Origin of the sequence: Mesorhizobium sp. WSM3868 (assembly GCF_002294785.1) — a bacterium.
Lineage (GTDB): Bacteria > Pseudomonadota > Alphaproteobacteria > Rhizobiales > Rhizobiaceae > Mesorhizobium.
Genome location: NZ_NSGB01000011.1, coordinates 77,639 through 94,576 on the forward strand (window position 1 = coordinate 77,639; position 16,938 = coordinate 94,576).

The window sequence follows — 16,938 nt, forward strand, 5'->3', positions numbered from 1 at the left end:
CCGATCATGGATTGCACCGGGGATCGTGTCGATCCCCGCTGCGGGTGCTGATTATTTGAGATCGTCGAGCCCCATGTTGAGGGCCAGCACATTGACCACCGGCTCACCCATGAAGCCCAGCTCGCGATCCTCGACATGGCCGTCGACAAGCGATTTCACCTTGGCTTCATCGATGCCCCTGGCCTTGGCAATCCGCGGCACCTGGAAATAGGCCGCCTCCGGGCTGATCTCGGGATCGAGGCCGCTGCCAGACGTGGTGACGAGATCCATCGGAACCGGTGCGTTCGGGTTCTCGGCCTTCAGCCTGTCGGCGTCGGCCTTGATGCGTTCGATCAGCTTCGCATTGGTCGGCCCGAGATTCGAGCCGCCGGAGGAGGCGGCGTTGTAGCCGTCGCCGGCTGCCGAGGGCCGCCCGTGGAAATAGCGGTCGCTGGCGAAGGCCTGGCCGATCAGTTCGGAGCCGATAACCTTACCATCCTTTTCGATCAGGCTGCCATTGGCCTGCCTGGGAAACAGCGCCTGCGCGATGCCGGTCATGCCGATCGGATAGATAAGGCCGGTCAGCACCGTGAAGAACACGATCATGACGATCGCGGGTCTGAGTTGCTTGAACATCGGAATGGGTCCCTATGCCAGGCCAAGAGCCGTGACGATCAGGTCGATCGCCTTGATGCCGGCGAACGGCACGATGATGCCGCCAAGGCCGTAGACGAGAAGATTGCGGGTGAGCAGCGCGCCGGCGCCGATGGCGCGGTATTTCACCCCCTTCAGCGACAGCGGGATCAGCGCGACGATGATCAGCGCGTTGAAGATGATCGCCGACAGAATGGCGCTCTGCGGCGTCGCCAGATGCATAATGTTGAGCGCCTGCAGCGGGCCCGCCGACTGGCCGGGCGCGACGTAGAACACGGCGAACATGGCCGGGATGATGGCGAAATACTTGGCGACGTCGTTGGCGATCGAGAAGGTGGTCAGCGAACCGCGCGTCATCAGCAGCGCCTTGCCGATCTCGACGATCTCGATCAGCTTGGTCGGATCGCTGTCGAGGTCGACCATGTTGCCGGCCTCGCGCGCGGCGACCGTGCCGGTGTTCATGGCGACGCCGACATCGGCCTGGGCGAGCGCCGGCGCATCGTTGGTGCCGTCGCCGCACATCGCGACAAGCTTGCCCTTGGCCTGTTCCTCGCGGATCAGCGACAGCTTGTTTTCAGGCGTCGCCTGGGCGAGGAAGTCGTCGACGCCGGCTTCGGCCGCGATGGCCGCTGCGGTCAGCGGATTGTCGCCGGTGATCATCACCGTGCGGATGCCCATCTTGCGAAGCTCGGCGAAACGCTCGCGAATGCCGCCCTTGACGATGTCCTTGAGGTGGACGACGCCGAGCAGGCGCCCGTCGCGCTCGACCGCCAGCGGCGTGCCGCCGGCCTTGGCGATCTCGTCGGCCCTGGCCTGCAGGTCGCGCATGGTGTCGCTTGTCGGACGCGTGCCATGGCTTGCGACCGTTGCTTGATTGACATGGGCTAGCACGGCATCGACCGCGCCTTTGCGCACCGACGAGCCGTCGATGTCGACGCCGCTCATCCGGGTCTGCGCGGTGAAGGGCACGAAAGTGGCATGCAAGGTCGCCATATCGCGGGCGCGGATGCCGTATTTTTCCTTCGCCAGCACCACGATCGAGCGGCCTTCCGGCGTCTCGTCAGCCAGCGAGGCCAATTGAGCAGCATCGGCCAGCTCCTGTTCGGTCACCCCCTTCACCGGATGGAACTCGGTCGCCTGGCGATTGCCGAGCGTAATGGTGCCGGTCTTGTCGAGGAGCAAGGTGTCCACGTCGCCGGCAGCCTCGACGGCGCGGCCGGACATGGCAAGCACGTTGAAACGCACCAGGCGATCCATGCCGGCAATGCCGATGGCCGAAAGCAGCGCGCCGATCGTGGTCGGGATCAGTGTCACGAACAAAGCGACGAGGATCGTCACCGGGATATAGCCGCCGGAATAAGAGGCGAAGCTTGGGATGGTCGCGGTGGCCAGGACGAAGATCAGCGTCATGCCTACAAGCAAGATGTTGAGCGCGATCTCGTTCGGCGTCTTCTGGCGCTCCGCACCTTCGACCAGCGAGATCATGCGGTCGAGGAAGGTCTGGCCGGAGGCGGCGGAAATGCGCACACGAATCCAATCGGACAGCACCTGCGTGCCGCCGGTGACGGCTGAGCGGTCGCCGCCGGATTCGCGGATGACAGGCGCGGATTCGCCGGTGATTGCTGCCTCGTTGACGGAAGCCACCCCTTCGATCACCTCGCCGTCGGAAGGGATGATGTCGCCGGCTTCGACCAGCACGATGTCGCCGACCTTCAGGCTGGTGCCAGGCACCAACTTGAACTTGCCGCGATCCTCGCCGTTGACGAGCAGCTTGGCCTGGGTCTCGGTGCGTGCCTTGCGCAGCGAGTCGGCCTGCGCCTTGCCGCGCCCCTCGGCCACCGCCTCGGCAAAGTTGGCGAACAGCACGGTGAACCACAGCCAGATGATGATCTGCAAGGTGAAGCCGAGATCGCCGCCGCCGGTGATGACATCCTTGACGAACAGGGCGGTGGTGAGTGCTGAGACGATGGCGACGACGAACATCACCGGGTTCTTGATCAGCGTGCGCGGATCGAGCTTGCGGAAAGCGCCGCCAATGGCGGGCATCAGGATGCTGGCATCCAGAATGCTCGCGGATTTGGACTGGCTCATTTCAGGACTCCGGTATCGGTGATGTTGGATGGCGCCGGGTGTTCGGTCTTCGGCAACAGATGCGGAAGGCCGGAGGCCAGCAGCCACAGCACGAACAGCACGGTCGCCATGCCGAGGAAGGTGGAGAGCGTCGGGAAAGGACGAGGCTTCTCGTCCCCTCCGTCATCGGGCGTTCCGTCACCGGATTGGTGACGATCGTGCCGACGTATGTTGTTGAACCGGGGCATGGTCATCTCAGAAAGTCTGTCCGCGGATCATCGCCAGATGCTCGACGATCGGACCGACGGCGAGCGACGGGAAGAAGGTGAGGCCGCCGACGATGACGATCACGCCGACCAGGAGGCCGACGAACAGCATGCCGTCGGTCGGGAAGGTGCCGGCGGAAGCAGGCACGGTCTTCTTTGCGGCCAGCGAGCCGGCGATGGCCAAAGCCGGGATGATGACCAGGAAGCGGCCCATCAGCATGCCGATCGCGATGGTGATGTTGTACCAGGGCGTGTTGCCGGTCAGTCCGCCAAAGGCCGAGCCGTTGTTCGCGGCCGCCGACGTATAGGCATAGAGCACCTCCGAGAAGCCGTGCGGGCCGCCATTGGCCATCGAGGCCACCGCGCTCGGCAGGACCACGGCGATAGCCGTGAAGATCAGCATCGCCAGCGGCAGGCAGAGGATGGCAAGCATCGCCATCTTGACCTCCTTGGCTTCGATTTTCTTGCCGAGGTATTCCGGTGTGCGGCCGACCATCAGGCCGGCAACGAAGACGGCAAGGACGACGAACATCAGGATGCCGTAGAAGCCGGCGCCGACGCCGCCGACGATGACCTCGCCAAGCTGCATGTTGATCAGCGGGATCATGCCGCCAAGCGCGGTGAAAGAATCATGCATGGCATTCACGGCGCCGCACGAAGCGGCCGTGGTGATGACCGCGAACAGCGCCGACAACGCAACTCCGAAGCGCGTCTCCTTGCCTTCCATGTTGCCGCCGTCGATGCCGAGCGCATGTACTAGCGGATTGCCGGCGGCCTCGGCCCAGTAGCAGATGACGACGCCGACGAGGAACAGCACGGCCATCGAGGCAAGGATCGCCCAGCCCTGGCGCTCACTGCCGACCATCCGCCCGAAGACGTTGGTGAGACCGGCTCCCAGCGCGAAGATCGACAGCATCTGGATCAGGTTCGAGATGGCGTCCGGATTCTCAAAAGGATGCGCGGCATTGGCGTTGAAGAAGCCGCCGCCATTGGTGCCAAGCATCTTGATGGCGACCTGAGAGGCGACTGGGCCGAGCGCGATCGTCTGCTTGGCGCCTTCCAGCGTGGTGGCGTCGACAAAGGGTCCAAGCGTCTGCGGGATGCCGAGCCACACATAGACGAGCGTCAGCACGATGCAGGCCGGCAGGAGCACGTAAAGCGTGCAGCGGGTCAGGTCGACCCAGAAACTGCCGATCGACTTGCCCGAGGCGCGGGCAAAGCCGCGGATCAGCGCGATCGCAATGGCAATGCCGGTGGCGGCCGAAACAAAGTTCTGGACGGTGAGGCCGGCCATCTGCACGAGGTAGGACATCGTGCTTTCACCGCCGTAGTTCTGCCAGTTGGTATTGGTGACGAAGCTCGCCGCGGTGTTGAAGGCGAGCTCCGGTTCGACCGCAGCCATCCCGGCGGGATTGTAGGGCAGCGCGCCCTGCAGCCGCTGCAAGGCATAAAGCACGAGGAAACCGGCGAGGTTGAAAAGCAGCATGCCGGTGGCGTAGGCGGCCCAGTGCTGTTCTTCCTTCTCGCTTGTCCCGGCGAGGCGATAGAGGCCGCGCTCGATCGGGACAAGCACGGGCGACAGCAACGTACGATCGCCTTTGAAGACGCGGTGCATGTAGCCGCCGAGCGGCTTCACGAGCAAAAGCAGGATCCCGCAATAGACGAGGATCTGTATCCAGCCGTTGAGTGTCATGAACTGACTTTCCGTATGCCGATCAGAAGCGCTCTGGGCGGATGAGGGCGTAGGTGAGGTAGGCAAGCAAGAACAAGGTCACCGCGCCGCCGAGGACGTAGTCGAAAAGCATTGTAAGACCCTTCGATCAGATTCTGTCGCAGGCTTTGACGTAAGCTAATGACAGGACGAAGAACAAAATCCCCATCCCGAGAACAACGAGGTCCATTGCAGGCATTCCTTGTTTCGGCTTGTTTTGCACCCCGACACGGTCGAGTTCAAAATTGCACAGAACCGCCCGTCACCTTGGCGGCGATGGCGATGAAAGTGTTTTTCGAGGGGAATATGGACCCGACCGCCATAAAGGTTCGAGACGAGGCGGGGAGCAAAGAAATAGGAATCTTATAGGAAATTGACGCCACGGCATGAAGGCGGCGGCAACGTGCTGTTCCAAAGATCCGGAAGCTAGTTGGCCGGCCGTCGGTCCTTGCACGGCATCTCCTCTTCCAACTGCGTGGAGAGCGCTACATAGCGGCCGACTAACTGCATGCCGATGGGCATGCCGCCGGCGGACTGCCCAGCCGCGAAGCGGCCAGATGAGGGGCTGCGCGGCAGGTTGACCCGGAGCTTCAGGTCAGCTCGACGGTCCGCTTCTCCGCGATGCTCTGTTCGGCGGCTAAAACGATGCGCAGGCTGTTGAGGGCGGCATCCATTTGCTCGGTCAGATCGAGGTCCTCACGGATGGCGCGCAGGAAGAAGGCCTGCTCGCGGTCGCAAAGCTCCTGATGGCCGGGCTCGTCCTCCATGCTGACGATCTCGTCGGGCTTCGAGAAGTTCTTGTCGCCATCGACCTGCGCGTAGTGGATCTTCAGCGCGTCGGTCTTGGTGTGGCGGTCGATGTCGGCGGAATCCGATACCTCCTCGGCTTCCTTGGCGCTGCTTGCGGACTGGCCGGCGACGATCGAAACGGCGCCCTTCGGGCCGACCACATCCTTCACGAAATAGGCGGTCTCGCTCATCATCGGGCCCCAGCCGGCTTCATACCAGCCGACCGAGCCATCGTCGAAAGTGACGTGCAGATGGCCATAATTCTGCTTGTCGGCTTCGGCCCAGAGCTTGGCGCCGATGCCGTGCACGCGCACCGGCTTGGCGCCGGTCAGCTGGCACATCACGTCGACATAGTGCACGCCGCAGTCGACGATCGGGATCAGCGAGTCGATCAGGTTCTTGTGCCAGTGCCAGGCGCTGCCGCTGCTCTGCTGGTTGAGGTTGAGGCGCATCACCAGCGGCTTGCCGAGCGTCTTGCCGACCTCGATGAATTTGATCCAGGACGGGTGGACGCGCAGGATGTAGCCCAGAACCAGCTTCCGGTTCTTGGCCCGCGCGGCGGCCACCACCTTCTCGGCGTCGGCGATGTTGGTGGCGAGGGGCTTTTCCATGAACACATGGCAGTTGGCGGCGATCGCCTTCAGCGCGTATTCGGCATGCGTGTTCGGCCAACTGTTGATCGAGACCGCGTCCGGCTTGGTCTCCTTCAGCGCCAGGTCGAAATCCTCATAGAGCGGATAGCCGGCGAGCTCCTTCGGGATCTTCTTGTTGCTCTTGATGGTGCGGCTCATGATGCCGACGATCTCGAAGCCGTCGGAGCGGTGATAGGCGCTCGCATGCGAAGCGCCCATATTGCCCAGACCAACCGCCAGGATTTTTACTTTGTCGGCCATGTCAGCCTCCCCAATGCTCTTTGAACAGTAGCTCGGGCGGCATCAGGCGCCGCCCGATGGTCAATGCGCCCGCCTTACTTGACGGCGGAATCGAACAGGTGCGCCTTGATCTTCTCGACGTCGAGCGCGGCAAAGCCTTCCGACAGTTTCACGCCGTCGGCATCGGCCTTGACCTTCGCCTTGTCGAAGTCGTTGGCGGTCGGGATCAGGTCGTTGGTGCAGACGTCCTCGGCCTTCACCGGCGCGGTGATCTGGCCGATCTTGAGGATCTCGTCGAAAAAACCCTGCCAGCTCGCCATGTCGTGCGAGCCCCAGCCACTGCGCTTGTCCATGTCACCGCGGAAAACGTTGATCTGCTGCAGGATCGAGGTGGTGCCGAGCTCAGGGCCAAGGTTCTTGGCCAGAGTCGGGAATTGCTCGAACACGGCTTCGACGGCCGCGCGGGGGTTTTGGTAGCCGAATTCGAGGCCCATCGCCCAGCCGCGCAGATATTTTTCGAGGAAGGCCTTCTTGTCGGGATCCTCGAGATCGGCGGCGCGCACGACGAAGGTGTTGGCCGGAAGCTTGGAATTCTGGACGCCGAGCCAATATTCGAAGTCGAGGTCCTTGGCGATCCATTCGGCGCGCAGACCTTCCCAAGAGAGTGCGGCATCGCCTTGGCCGCCGGCGAGCGCGGTGCCCCAGGTCGGCCACCCGGCCTCGACATATTTCACCTTCTTGATGTCGACACCCTGCGCGGCAAGCAGCGGATCGACGATCGCCTGCCAAGCGGCGGAGCCGAGAAGGATCGTTTTGCCTTCGAGGTCCTTCAGGTTCTTGGTGCCCTGGCCCTTGCGGAAAGCGATGCTGAAGGTGTCGCGCGCGCCCATGTGGAACACCGACTTCAGCTTCATGCCGTTCTGGATGGCGAAGGAGAAGACACCTGGCGAGGGGAAGCCCATGTCGGCCTGGCCGACATCGACGAACTTGACCGTCGCGGTGCCGTCCGACGGACCCGGCTGCATGTCGGTGACGAGGTCGCCGAAATAGCCGGCCTTCTTGGCCGACCAGTAGGGATAGTCGTCCAGCACTTCGAGCGTGCCGCGCGGCGAGATCCAGGTGAACTTTTCATAAGCCGCCGCCCTGGCTTTCAGACCCGATGCGCCGAGCGCGGTGGCGGTCACCACGCCGGCGGCCGTCACTTGCAGGAAGTAGCGGCGGCTGATGCCCGCTCTTGTCGCTGTACTGAATAAGCTTTCGTTGGTCATGGCATTCCCCTTTTGTTGATTGCCCTTATCGATCGCTTTGCCCTTGCCTTCGCCCGTCTCCCGGGCGATCTCATCCGTCCGCGCTCATGCCTCCCAGCTCGCCCATTTCTTGCCGATCAGGAAGAAGAGCACGTAGATCAGGATGCCGAGCGTCGACAGGATCAGCACCACCCCGAAGAATTGCGGCATCTGGATCATCGACGAATACGAGGTAAGCCGGTTGCCGAGGCCGAAGCCGCCGCCGACCATCTCGGCACCTACCGCAGTGAGGAGCCCGAAGATCGCGCCGATCATCAGCCCGACCAGGATCATCGGCAGCGCCATCGGCGCGCGGATCTTCCAAAAGATCTGCAAGGTGCTCGCGCCATAGGAGCGAGCGAGCGCGATCTTGGCGCTGTCCACGCGCCGGAACCCGGTCGCGGCATTGATCATCACCATCGGTCCGGCGGCTAAAGCTACCGCGATAATGCGCGGCGTGTAGCCGAAGCCGAAGCGCAGGATGAGAAGCGGCACCAGCGCCAGCATCGGCGTGGTGACGAGGATCAAGATGTAAGGCGCGACGATCTTCTCGGCGAAGGGAAACTGCGTGATCACCGCCGCCATCACCAGCCCGACGACGGCGCCGATGGCAAAGCCGGAGAAGAGCTCGACCAGCGTGTAGCCGAGATGCGGCGCGATCAGCGGGAACTCGTCGAATAAAGCGTAAACGATCGCACTCGGCGGCGGCATGATGTATTGCGGCACGTGGAAGATGCGCAGCGCCAGCTCGATGCCGCCGATGATCACCACCGCGACGACGAGAATCGCGGCCACCTCGGCGCCGGACTTGATGCCTGGGCCGCCGGCGAAGGCGGAGAGGTTGGTGAGGCTGACATCCTGGCCGTCACCGGACTTGGCTTTGGAGAATTCCGGAATGGCGTCGCCCCCGCTCACGGTCTGATCCTCACGATTTCAGCGCTCTTGTGTTCGAGCTGCTCCTGCGCCTTCGGCCGGCGCTCGCCGACGATGTCCATCTTGATGCGGTTGGTGAGGTCGAAGACCTCCTTGGTGGCCATGATCTCCAGCGAGCGCGGGCGCGGGAACGGCACGTCGTAGACCTTGGCGACGCGTCCCGGCCGCGCGGTCAGCACCACGACCCGGTCGGAGAGGAAGATCGCTTCCTCGATGCTGTGGGTGATGAAAACGATGGTCGTCTTGGTATCCAGCCAGATCTCCTCGACGAGGCGGTTCATCTCCTCGCGGGTGAAGCTGTCCAACGCACCGAAGGGCTCATCCATCAAGAGCACGGAAGGCTTCAGCGCCAGCGCGCGGACAATCGCCGCGCGCTGCTGCATGCCGCCGGAAAGCTCGCGCGGGAACTTGCCGCCGAAGCCGTCGAGCCCGACGCGATGAAGCAGATGCGCGATCCAGGCGCGATCGGGCTTCTCGCCCTTGATCTCGAACGGGAAGTTGATGTTGGCGTCGAGATTGCGCCAGGGCAGAAGGTTCGCTTCCTGGAAGACGATACCGATCTCGGGACGCGGGCCGGTGACCTCCTTGCCGTCAAGCAGTATCGCGCCGCTGGTCAGACGATGCAGGCCCGACATCGACCACAAGAGCGTGGTCTTGCCGCAGCCGGAGGGGCCGACGATGGAGACGATCTCGTTGGCGTGCACGTCGAGGCTGCAGCGGTCCAGGGCGAGAAGATCGCCGGAGGCCGTGGTATAAACCTTGCTCGCTACCTGCACGCCGAGCTTCGGCGTTCTTGCGCTGCCGGTATTCATGCTCCCCTCGGAGACTGCGTGATTGGGTTGCCGGAGCCCCCTCTGTCCGCGAAATCAGTCTGTAACTATCCTACTTTACTGTCAAGCGGCGGGCAAAGATCTGGCGCCATCAGATTCAACCAAAGCTTATCTAAGTGACTGATTTCGCCTTGTTTAGACGGGCTTGCAGTGTGTGTTACTTTCCTACATACTCACTTCGGCTGATTGCCTATGGCCAGCCGGCGGATAATCGCAAATATGGTGGTCCAGAAACGGCAGAGAAGGGCGGCCAATGACCGAAGCTGACAGCCAGGCGCTGCGGATTTCCGACGCGGATGACGGCCGGCATGATCATGTCAGGCGCTTCCCCGACATCATTTCGCAGGTGAAGGACAGCTATACGGACTTGCGGCCGGCGGAGCGTCGCGTCGCCGACGTCGTGCTCGACGACGTCAAATATGCCGTCGATGCATCGAATGCCGCGCTGGCGCAGCGCGCCCAGGTCAGCGAGCCGACGGTCACCCGTTTCTGCCGCGCCATCGGATGCGACGGCGTGCGCGACTTCAAGCTGAAGCTGGCGCAGAGCCTCGTCGTCGGCGCGCTTTATCTTAGCACCAAGCCGCAACCCACGAACGGCGACAGCGGCATGCCGTTCTGGAACGCCGTGTTCGGCGAAGCGCGCCGCGCGCTGCAGGAGGCCGAACGGCAGATCGATCCAGGGCAGTTGCAGAAAGCGGCGGAGCTGATCGCCAAGGCCAGGCAAGTGACGGTATTCGGACTTGGCGGCAGCTCATCGGCGCTGGCGCAAGAGACGCAGTATCGCCTGTTTCGCTATGGCATCACCATCAGCGCGCAATGCGATCCGTATCTGATGCGCATGACGGCTTCGACGCTGAAGCCGGGCGATGTGGTGATCGCGATATCGGCGACCGGCCGTACCCGGGAGGTGATCGAGGCGGTGGAGCTTGCCAAGCACTATCGTGCCGACGCGATCTGCGTGACCGCGCCGGACACGGAGCTGACACGCGTCTGCGATGTCCAGCTGACGATGGCGGTTCCCGAATATCCCGACACGCTGAAGCCGACAGCTTCGCGCTACGCTTTTCTTGCGGCCATCGACCTGCTCGCGGTGGCGTCCGCCTACAAGCTCGACGGCCCCGCGCGCGAGACGGTGCGCCGCATCAAATATAACGCCCAGATCCATCGGACGGGGAAGGAGATGGAGCCGCTCGGCGACTGAGGAAATCCGCAACGCGGCTATGATCTGCGTAATTCAGGGGAAACGAACATCAATGCTCGACATCGCACCATCGCAACAGGCGGCAACCTGGGTCGGCACATTCGGCCGCGCGCTCGAGGCGGGTGACATCGAGGTGGCGACGAACCTTTTCGTGGACGATTGCTACTGGCGCGATCTGCTGACCTTCACATGGAACATCAAGACCATGGAGGGCCAACCCGCGGTCCGCGAGATGCTCAAGGCGACGCTTTTCTCAACGCAACCGTCGAACTGGCGCCTGTCCGGGGAGCCAAGCGTCGCCGACGGCGTCATCGAGGCCTGGTTCAGCTTCGAGACGGCCGTGGCGCGAGGCGAGGGCATCCTGCGGCTCAAGGATGGCCGCTGCCGGACGCTGTTCACGGCGATGAGCGAGCTCAAGGGTTTCGAGGAGCAGAAGGGGCCTGCCCGGCCGCTCGGCATCCGCCATAAGGCCGATCCCGAACGCGAGACCTGGGCGGAAGCAAGAGCGCGCGAGGCGCGTGAGCTCGGCGTGCACGAGCAGCCCTATTGCCTGGTGATCGGCGGCGGCCAGGGCGGCATCATGCTCGGCGCCCGTCTGCGGCAGCTCGGCGTTCCCACCCTCATCGTCGAGAAGAACGCGCGCGCCGGCGATTCCTGGCGCAACCGCTACCGCTCGCTCGTGCTGCACGACCCGGTCTGGTACGACCATCTGCCCTACATTCCGTTCCCGGAAAACTGGCCCGTGTTCACGCCCAAGGACAAGATGGGCGACTGGCTGGAAATGTATGCCCGCGTCATGGAGCTGAACTACTGGGTCGGCACCAAATGCATCAGTGCGGCCTATGACGAGGCCGAAAAGGTCTGGACGGTGGGGGTCGACCGCGTCGGCCAGCGCATCACGCTGAAGCCGAAGCACATCATCTTCGCCACCGGCGCCTACGGGCCGCCGCGGCAGATCGATCTGCCTGGCGCGGACAGCTTCAAAGGCGAGCTTTTGCATTCCAGCCAGTACTCGACCGGCGAGACATTCCGCGGCAAGCGCGTCGCGGTGATCGGCGCGGCGAGCTCCGGCCACGATGTCAGCGTCGACCTCTGGGAAGCTGGCGCCAAGGTCACGATGGTGCAGCGCTCGCCGACGACGGTGGTGAAGTCCGACACGCTGATGGAGGTCGGCTTCGAGATCTTTTCGGAAAAGGCGCTGGCGCGGGGCATCACCACCGACAGGGCCGACATGATCGTCGCTTCGACGCCCTTCGCGCTGGTCCCACAGGGACAGCGGGCGCTCTACGACGTCATCCGCGAGCGCGACGCGGATTTCTACCAGCGCCTCGGCGACAGCGGCTTTGCCATCGACTTCGGCGAGGACGAGACCGGCCTTTTGATGAAGGCCTATCGCACCGGTTCCGGCTACTACATCGATGTCGGCGCCTGCGAGCTGATCCTGAACGGCGAGATCGCGGTGAAGAGCGGCGTCGGCATCAAATCGCTGACGCCGACCGGCATCCTGTTTGAGGACGGCAGCGAGCTGGCGGTCGACGCGATCGTCTCCTGCACCGGCTACCAGTCGATGAACGAGACGGTGGCAGGGATCGTTTCCCGGGAGGTCGCCGACAAGGTCGGGCCGTGCTGGGGCCTCGGCTCCGGCGTCAAGGGCGACCCCGGCCCGTGGCAGGGCGAGTTGCGCAACATGTGGAAGCCGACGGCCCAGGAGGCGCTGTGGTTCCACGGCGGCAATCTCGCGCTGTCGCGCTTCTATTCGAAATTCGTGGCGCTGCAGCTCAAGGCGCGGATGGAGGGGATTGCGACGCCGGTCTATGGCGAGCCGAGCAATTCGCGACGGTGAGCCAATCAGCGCCCGAAGTGCCTGGCCGCAACCTCGACATGCGTGTGGTGCGCATGGGCCTCGAAGCGCTCGGTCTCATTATGGTCGGGCGCCTCGTTCCGCCACCATTTGCCGCCGATGACGATGCCATTGGAGACCAGCCGCTGGTCCGCGATCAGTGACGCACCGACCGCATCGACGAAGGTGAAGCGGCCGGGCTGCAGCCTCAGCACCGCGACATCGCCGATGCCGCCGACTTTAAGCGCCCCGAGCTCGGGCCTGGCGATCGCATCGGCCGGGCGCTGCGTTGCCGCGCGCACGACCTCGACCAGCGGCATGCCGAGCGCCATGAGCTTCGACATGCAGACGAGAATATCGAAGGCAGGGCCGTCGACGCAGTAGAGATGCACATCGCTCGAGATGACGTCCGGCGCCAGCCCCTCCGCCAGCATCGCCTTCGCCACCTCGAAGTCGAAGGAGCCCATGCCGTGGCCGATGTCGAAGATGACGCCGCGCTCGCGCGCCTGCCGCATATCCGGCCGCACCGCGCCCGAAGCGAAGACCGGCGCGTTGGGGAACGGCCGGAAGCAGTGAGTGAGGATGTCGCCGCGGCGGAGCCTGGGCAGCACTTCCGAACGGCCGGGCGGCGGCTCGTCGATATGCGCCATCAGCGGCAGGCCGGCTTGGTCCGCGGCTTCGAGCGCGAGGTCGACCGGCGCGATGCCGCTGGTGCCGCCGGCATGCTTGCCGGAACGGACTTTTACGCCGACGACGACAGCGGCGTGCTCGCGCACCGCGGCCACCGTCTCGCGCGGCTCGCAAAGCCTGAGATCGCTGCATTCGCCGACGGATACCGTCTCGGCGAAGCCGAATATGCCGGCGAAGGAGATGTTGACGTAGGCAAGGATGCGGACCTTCGAACGCTCGATGACATGGCGGCGAAACCCCAGGAAATTGCCGGCGCCGGCGCTGCCGGCATCGATGAAGGTGGTGGTGCCGCTCTTTGCGGCGAGACGGTCAGCGTCGACGCCGAGCGAGGTGCCGCCCCAGTAGACGTGGCTGTGCAGATCGACGAGGCCCGGAGTGACGATGCAGCCGCTGGCGTCGACGACCTCACCGGCGGTCTCGCTATCGATGGCCGCTTCGATCGCGGCGATTCGACCATCGGCGACGGCGATGTCGCGCGGCGCATCCAACCCGGAAGCCGGGTCGATCACACGGCCGCCCTTGATCAACAGGTCGAACTGCATTCCGCGCCTCCGTTGTTGTCTGGCCCCGATCAGATCGGCCGGTAGGCGACGGCCTCGATCTCGATCTTGATGTCGATCATCAGGCGCGACTCGACGGTGGTGCGCGCCGGCGGGTCGTTCGGGAAGTGCCTGGCATAGACCGTATTGAACGCGCCGAAATCGCGGGCGTCCTCGAGCCAGACGGTGGTCTTCACCACGTCGTCCATGGTGCATCCGGCCAGCGCCAGCGCAGCCTTGACGTTTTGCAGCACCTGCTCGGCTTGGTCAGTTATGCCGCCCTTGACTACCAGGCCGTCGCTGCCCACCGGCACCTGGCCGGAGACATAGACGAAATCGCCGGCGCGGACGGCAGGCGAGAGCGGGACATGCGACTTTCCGAAGCACTGCTTGGGCAAATGAATCTCCTGTTGTCGAGCGTAAGGACCGTTCTTGCAGCCGTCTACGCTTGTAGAGGTGATCCTCCAAGAGGCAATGTCGGAAAGCAACATTTTTTCCGAAATTCATGTTGCTTTATTACAAATCGTGAGCATCCTGCACCCCGAACCGGCGATGCGACCGGTGGATTGCTGATCGAACGCAAGGGGAAGAACCAACATGACCTTTGACAAGAATCCGTTTCCGGAAGGCGATGCCGATCGCCATGCGCTGTGGGAAATGCTGGTGCGGCGCGACATCGACGCCTTCCTCGGCCAGGACTGGTCGATGGTCGAGGACGACTTCATCGCCGAGAGCTTTTTCGGCATGCATGCGCATTTCCTGCCCAATGCCGACGCCTGGCGGCTGCAGTTTCCCAAGCTGGAAATCTATCGCGACGAATGGCTGCGGCAGGCCAAGGAGACAGCCGCGACGGAATTCGCCGAGCCGCTGCGCGAGGCGATTTTCCGCGTCACCAACCTGCGCGACATCGACGTCGACGGCGATCGTGCTGTGCTGCACAAGAAGTTCGACGGCTCGATCGCCAAGGCCGACGGCAGCGTCGATCGGCTCAAATGGCAAACGCTCTATTTCTGCCGCAAGGTCGGCGGGCGCTGGAAGATCGCCGGCTTTGTCGGTTATATGCCGCATCCGCTCGGAAGCTAATGCATGTCGCCCGGATGTGTGCGCGTTTTGGGACACCGACATCCGCCAAACAAGGATTTGCAGCGCCTCGCCTGAATCCTTTTCAGAGTAACGAGGTTAGGACAGGCGCGGCAACCGCTCATCGGGCGAGCGGTGATCGAAGACGACGCCCATGGTCTTACCAACAGCGGCCATGACGATCAGTTCGACCAGATGGTCGTCGCTGTCCCCGCAGGCGGGGTCCGATTGGCGGATGGCATCGAGCATTGCCCGGGTCGAAACGGTGTCGCCGGCGCGAAATTTCGAAAGAGCAGACGAAACAATGTCTTGCACCGTCAGGTCTACGACGGGCACCTCCGCAGCGACGTTCATAAGCCTCCTCCTGCCATGAACCCCTCCCTCAAGGGATGATACGCCGATCAGGAGATTGCGCCAGCGAAATGGTGGTCGGACCAGTTCAGCTGGCGATGGCCTGCCGTTAAGTGTGGAACATCGCGCCCAGCCCTTGGCCCCGTGCTCGACGCACCGCGCGTCGGTTGCTAAGTCCCTCCCGCGCAGGGAGACTATCCGAGTCGAGAATATGACGGTTGCGATCGAGATGGGGCAGACGTCGGCAGGCGCGCCGGCGGCCCTCGACCTTGAGGAGCTGCTGGCGACCCGCCTGCTGGTGCAGGGCAATTCGGGCTCGGGCAAGTCGCATCTGCTGCGCCGGCTGCTGGAGCAGAGCGCGCCCTGGGTGCAGCAGACCATCATCGATCCCGAAGGCGACTTCGTCTCGCTCGGTGAGCGCTACGGCCATCTGGTGATCGACGCCGAGGATCATACCGAGCGCGGCCTGCAGGCGGCCGGCGAGCGAGCGCGCATCCACCGCGTCTCGACGGTGCTAAACCTCGAAGGGCTCGATGCCGAGAACCAAATGCGGCGCGCCGCAGCCTTCCTTGGCGGGCTGTTCGAGGTCGCGCGCGACCATTGGTATCCGATGCTGGTGGTGGTGGACGAGGCGCAGCTCTTCGCGCCGGCTGCTGCAGGCGAGGTCTCGGATGAGGCGCGCAAGCTCTCGCTCGGCGCCATGACCAATCTGATGTGCCGCGGCCGCAAACGCGGGCTCGCCGGCATCATCGCCACGCAACGGCTGGCGAAGCTCGCCAAGAACGTCGCGGCGGAGGCCTCCAACTTCCTGATGGGCCGCACCTTTCTGGACATCGACATGGCGCGCGCCGCCGACCTGCTCGGCATGGAGCGGCGGCAGGCGGAAGCCTTCCGCGATCTCGAGCGCGGGCATTTCATGGCGCTCGGTCCGGCGCTGTCGCGCCGCCCGCTCAGCGTGCGGATCGGATCGACCGAGACGAGCCCGCGCAACGGCACGCCGCGGCTGATGCCGCTGCCCGAAGCGACGCTCGAAGATGCGCGCGCCATCATCCTCGCGGCACCGCCGCCGGAGACGGTCCGCCCGCAGCGCCGGCCGTCGCCCGACCTGCTCGATCAATTGATGGCGGCCAAGGCCGCGCCGCTCGACATCCGCCCCGAGCCGGCCGAGCCGCAGCCGAGCGCCGAGGACCTTGCCGAGCGGCGCGGGCGGATGGACCGTATCCTGCGCGCTATCTTGGCTGAGCCCGATGCCGGATTCCGCGTCATCGGCGTGCTCTATCAGGAGTTCGTGGTCCGCTGCCGAATCGAAGGACTCGCTTCGGTGGTGCCCGACCTTTCGGAATTCCGACGCATGCTGACGCGCGCCCGCGCCGGCGTCGGCTCGGACATGGCCGAGGACGACGCGTGGCGCGACGTCTCCGTGCGCGCATCGCTTCTGCCGGAGGACATGCAGGGCGTGTTCATGATGATCGCGAGGGCGGCGAAGGAAGGCTGGCCCTGCCCGAGCGACGCGGCGATCGCCCGCGCTTATGGCTCGCATTCGCTGCGTCGCGCCCGGCGGCTGCTCGATTACATCGAGGAGCAGGGGCTGATCGTCTGCCAGATCGACGGTGTTGGCCGCCGCACGGTGACACTGGTCGAGCTCGCCTGGGCAACGGCCCCGGGGGATCCGAATGCCGGCGAAGAAGAGCCGGGCAGTTCGGCTGCATAAGAATCCGGCCTGAGCGTCTCTACGGCAAGCTTCGCCACATCTGATTAACCTCCTGTTCAGACAGGCACGGAACCAAACAGGCCGCGATGCGTTTTGGCCCTCGGCTTAATATAGCTGTCGGGGCAGGCGCGGAGGG

16 protein-coding genes are annotated in these 16,938 nt (G+C 64.0%); 4 read left to right on the plus strand and 12 right to left on the minus strand.

The features are described 5' to 3' along the window. Positions 1-51: 51 nt before the first annotated feature. The 9 genes from kdpC to CK221_RS18625 form a co-directional block, all read right to left on the minus strand. A complete protein-coding gene (kdpC, locus tag CK221_RS18585; RefSeq protein ID WP_067003978.1) occupies positions 52-615 on the minus strand; it encodes a potassium-transporting ATPase subunit KdpC in 564 nt (187 codons plus the stop codon). A gap of 12 nt (positions 616-627) precedes the next feature. After that, positions 628-2,724, minus strand: coding sequence for a potassium-transporting ATPase subunit KdpB (gene kdpB / locus CK221_RS18590; RefSeq protein WP_095778759.1), 2,097 nt, complete (start codon positions 2,722-2,724; stop codon positions 628-630). Beyond that, positions 2,721-2,957, minus strand: coding sequence for a hypothetical protein (locus CK221_RS18595; protein WP_245430676.1), 237 nt, complete (start codon positions 2,955-2,957; stop codon positions 2,721-2,723). The genes kdpB and CK221_RS18595 overlap by 4 nt, the downstream gene beginning before the upstream one ends. A gap of 1 nt (position 2,958) precedes the next feature. Continuing rightward, on the minus strand, positions 2,959-4,662 hold the full coding sequence (kdpA, locus tag CK221_RS18600; RefSeq protein ID WP_095778760.1) for a potassium-transporting ATPase subunit KdpA: 1,704 nt from the start codon (positions 4,660-4,662) through the stop codon (positions 2,959-2,961). A gap of 22 nt (positions 4,663-4,684) precedes the next feature. After that, on the minus strand, positions 4,685-4,774 hold the full coding sequence (locus tag CK221_RS18605; protein WP_067003971.1) for a K(+)-transporting ATPase subunit F: 90 nt from the start codon (positions 4,772-4,774) through the stop codon (positions 4,685-4,687). A 496-nt stretch (positions 4,775-5,270) separates the two neighbouring features. Continuing rightward, positions 5,271-6,362: a Gfo/Idh/MocA family oxidoreductase gene (locus CK221_RS18610; protein WP_095778761.1), complete on the minus strand. Its 1,092-nt coding sequence runs from the start codon at positions 6,360-6,362 to the stop codon at positions 5,271-5,273. A 74-nt stretch (positions 6,363-6,436) separates the two neighbouring features. Continuing rightward, positions 6,437-7,609, minus strand: coding sequence for an ABC transporter substrate-binding protein (locus CK221_RS18615; RefSeq protein ID WP_095778762.1), 1,173 nt, complete (start codon positions 7,607-7,609; stop codon positions 6,437-6,439). A gap of 84 nt (positions 7,610-7,693) precedes the next feature. After that, a complete protein-coding gene (locus tag CK221_RS18620; protein WP_095778763.1) occupies positions 7,694-8,542 on the minus strand; it encodes an ABC transporter permease in 849 nt (282 codons plus the stop codon). Continuing rightward, positions 8,539-9,372: an ABC transporter ATP-binding protein gene (locus CK221_RS18625; RefSeq protein ID WP_095778764.1), complete on the minus strand. Its 834-nt coding sequence runs from the start codon at positions 9,370-9,372 to the stop codon at positions 8,539-8,541. The genes CK221_RS18620 and CK221_RS18625 overlap by 4 nt, the downstream gene beginning before the upstream one ends. Before the next feature lie 271 nt (positions 9,373-9,643). Here CK221_RS18625 and CK221_RS18630 point away from each other — a divergent pair, with 271 nt between their 5' ends. Both CK221_RS18630 and CK221_RS18635 read left to right on the plus strand, forming a co-directional pair. Further along, complete coding sequence (locus tag CK221_RS18630) at positions 9,644-10,591, plus strand: MurR/RpiR family transcriptional regulator (RefSeq protein ID WP_095778765.1); 948 nt, start codon at positions 9,644-9,646, stop codon at positions 10,589-10,591. A gap of 52 nt (positions 10,592-10,643) precedes the next feature. Further along, positions 10,644-12,434 (plus strand): NAD(P)/FAD-dependent oxidoreductase, encoded by a 1,791-nt coding sequence (locus tag CK221_RS18635; RefSeq protein WP_095778766.1) that lies wholly within the window; start codon positions 10,644-10,646, stop codon positions 12,432-12,434. A 5-nt stretch (positions 12,435-12,439) separates the two neighbouring features. On the opposite strand, the gene CK221_RS18640 is transcribed toward CK221_RS18635, so the two are convergent. After that, complete coding sequence (locus CK221_RS18640; protein WP_095778767.1) at positions 12,440-13,663, minus strand: amidohydrolase/deacetylase family metallohydrolase; 1,224 nt, start codon at positions 13,661-13,663, stop codon at positions 12,440-12,442. Between the two features lie 29 nt (positions 13,664-13,692). Continuing rightward, a complete protein-coding gene (locus tag CK221_RS18645) occupies positions 13,693-14,058 on the minus strand; it encodes a RidA family protein (protein WP_095778768.1) in 366 nt (121 codons plus the stop codon). Positions 14,059-14,257: 199 nt separating this feature from the next. Between CK221_RS18645 and CK221_RS18650 the strand changes: the two genes are divergently transcribed. Next, complete coding sequence (locus tag CK221_RS18650; RefSeq protein WP_095778769.1) at positions 14,258-14,743, plus strand: hypothetical protein; 486 nt, start codon at positions 14,258-14,260, stop codon at positions 14,741-14,743. Between the two features lie 96 nt (positions 14,744-14,839). Here CK221_RS18650 and CK221_RS18655 read toward each other — a convergent pair whose 3' ends face one another. Continuing rightward, positions 14,840-15,094 carry a hypothetical protein gene (locus CK221_RS18655; RefSeq protein ID WP_095778770.1) on the minus strand — a complete coding sequence of 85 codons (255 nt, stop codon included), beginning with the start codon at positions 15,092-15,094 and terminating at the stop codon, positions 14,840-14,842. Positions 15,095-15,302: 208 nt separating this feature from the next. On the opposite strand from CK221_RS18655, the gene CK221_RS18660 reads away from it, so the two are divergent. Beyond that, on the plus strand, positions 15,303-16,802 hold the full coding sequence (locus CK221_RS18660) for an ATP-binding protein (protein ID WP_095778771.1): 1,500 nt from the start codon (positions 15,303-15,305) through the stop codon (positions 16,800-16,802). Positions 16,803-16,938 lie beyond the last annotated feature (136 nt).

Coding starts and splice junctions, on each gene's coding strand:
- CK221_RS18640 (WP_095778767.1), bottom strand. CDS start 13,663: ATGCAGTTCGACCTGTTGATCAAGGGCGGCCGTGTGATCGACCCGGCT.
- CK221_RS18595 (WP_245430676.1), bottom strand. CDS start 2,957: ATGACCATGCCCCGGTTCAACAACATACGTCGGCACGATCGTCACCAA.
- kdpA (WP_095778760.1), bottom strand. CDS start 4,662: ATGACACTCAACGGCTGGATACAGATCCTCGTCTATTGCGGGATCCTG.
- CK221_RS18605 (WP_067003971.1), bottom strand. CDS start 4,774: ATGCTTTTCGACTACGTCCTCGGCGGCGCGGTGACCTTGTTCTTGCTT.
- CK221_RS18615 (WP_095778762.1), bottom strand. CDS start 7,609: ATGACCAACGAAAGCTTATTCAGTACAGCGACAAGAGCGGGCATCAGC.
- CK221_RS18655 (WP_095778770.1), bottom strand. CDS start 15,094: ATGAACGTCGCTGCGGAGGTGCCCGTCGTAGACCTGACGGTGCAAGAC.
- CK221_RS18635 (WP_095778766.1), top strand. CDS start 10,644: ATGCTCGACATCGCACCATCGCAACAGGCGGCAACCTGGGTCGGCACA.
- CK221_RS18610 (WP_095778761.1), bottom strand. CDS start 6,362: ATGGCCGACAAAGTAAAAATCCTGGCGGTTGGTCTGGGCAATATGGGC.
- kdpC (WP_067003978.1), bottom strand. CDS start 615: ATGTTCAAGCAACTCAGACCCGCGATCGTCATGATCGTGTTCTTCACG.
- CK221_RS18630 (WP_095778765.1), top strand. CDS start 9,644: ATGACCGAAGCTGACAGCCAGGCGCTGCGGATTTCCGACGCGGATGAC.
- CK221_RS18660 (WP_095778771.1), top strand. CDS start 15,303: ATGACGGTTGCGATCGAGATGGGGCAGACGTCGGCAGGCGCGCCGGCG.
- CK221_RS18625 (WP_095778764.1), bottom strand. CDS start 9,372: ATGAATACCGGCAGCGCAAGAACGCCGAAGCTCGGCGTGCAGGTAGCG.
- kdpB (WP_095778759.1), bottom strand. CDS start 2,724: ATGAGCCAGTCCAAATCCGCGAGCATTCTGGATGCCAGCATCCTGATG.
- CK221_RS18650 (WP_095778769.1), top strand. CDS start 14,258: ATGACCTTTGACAAGAATCCGTTTCCGGAAGGCGATGCCGATCGCCAT.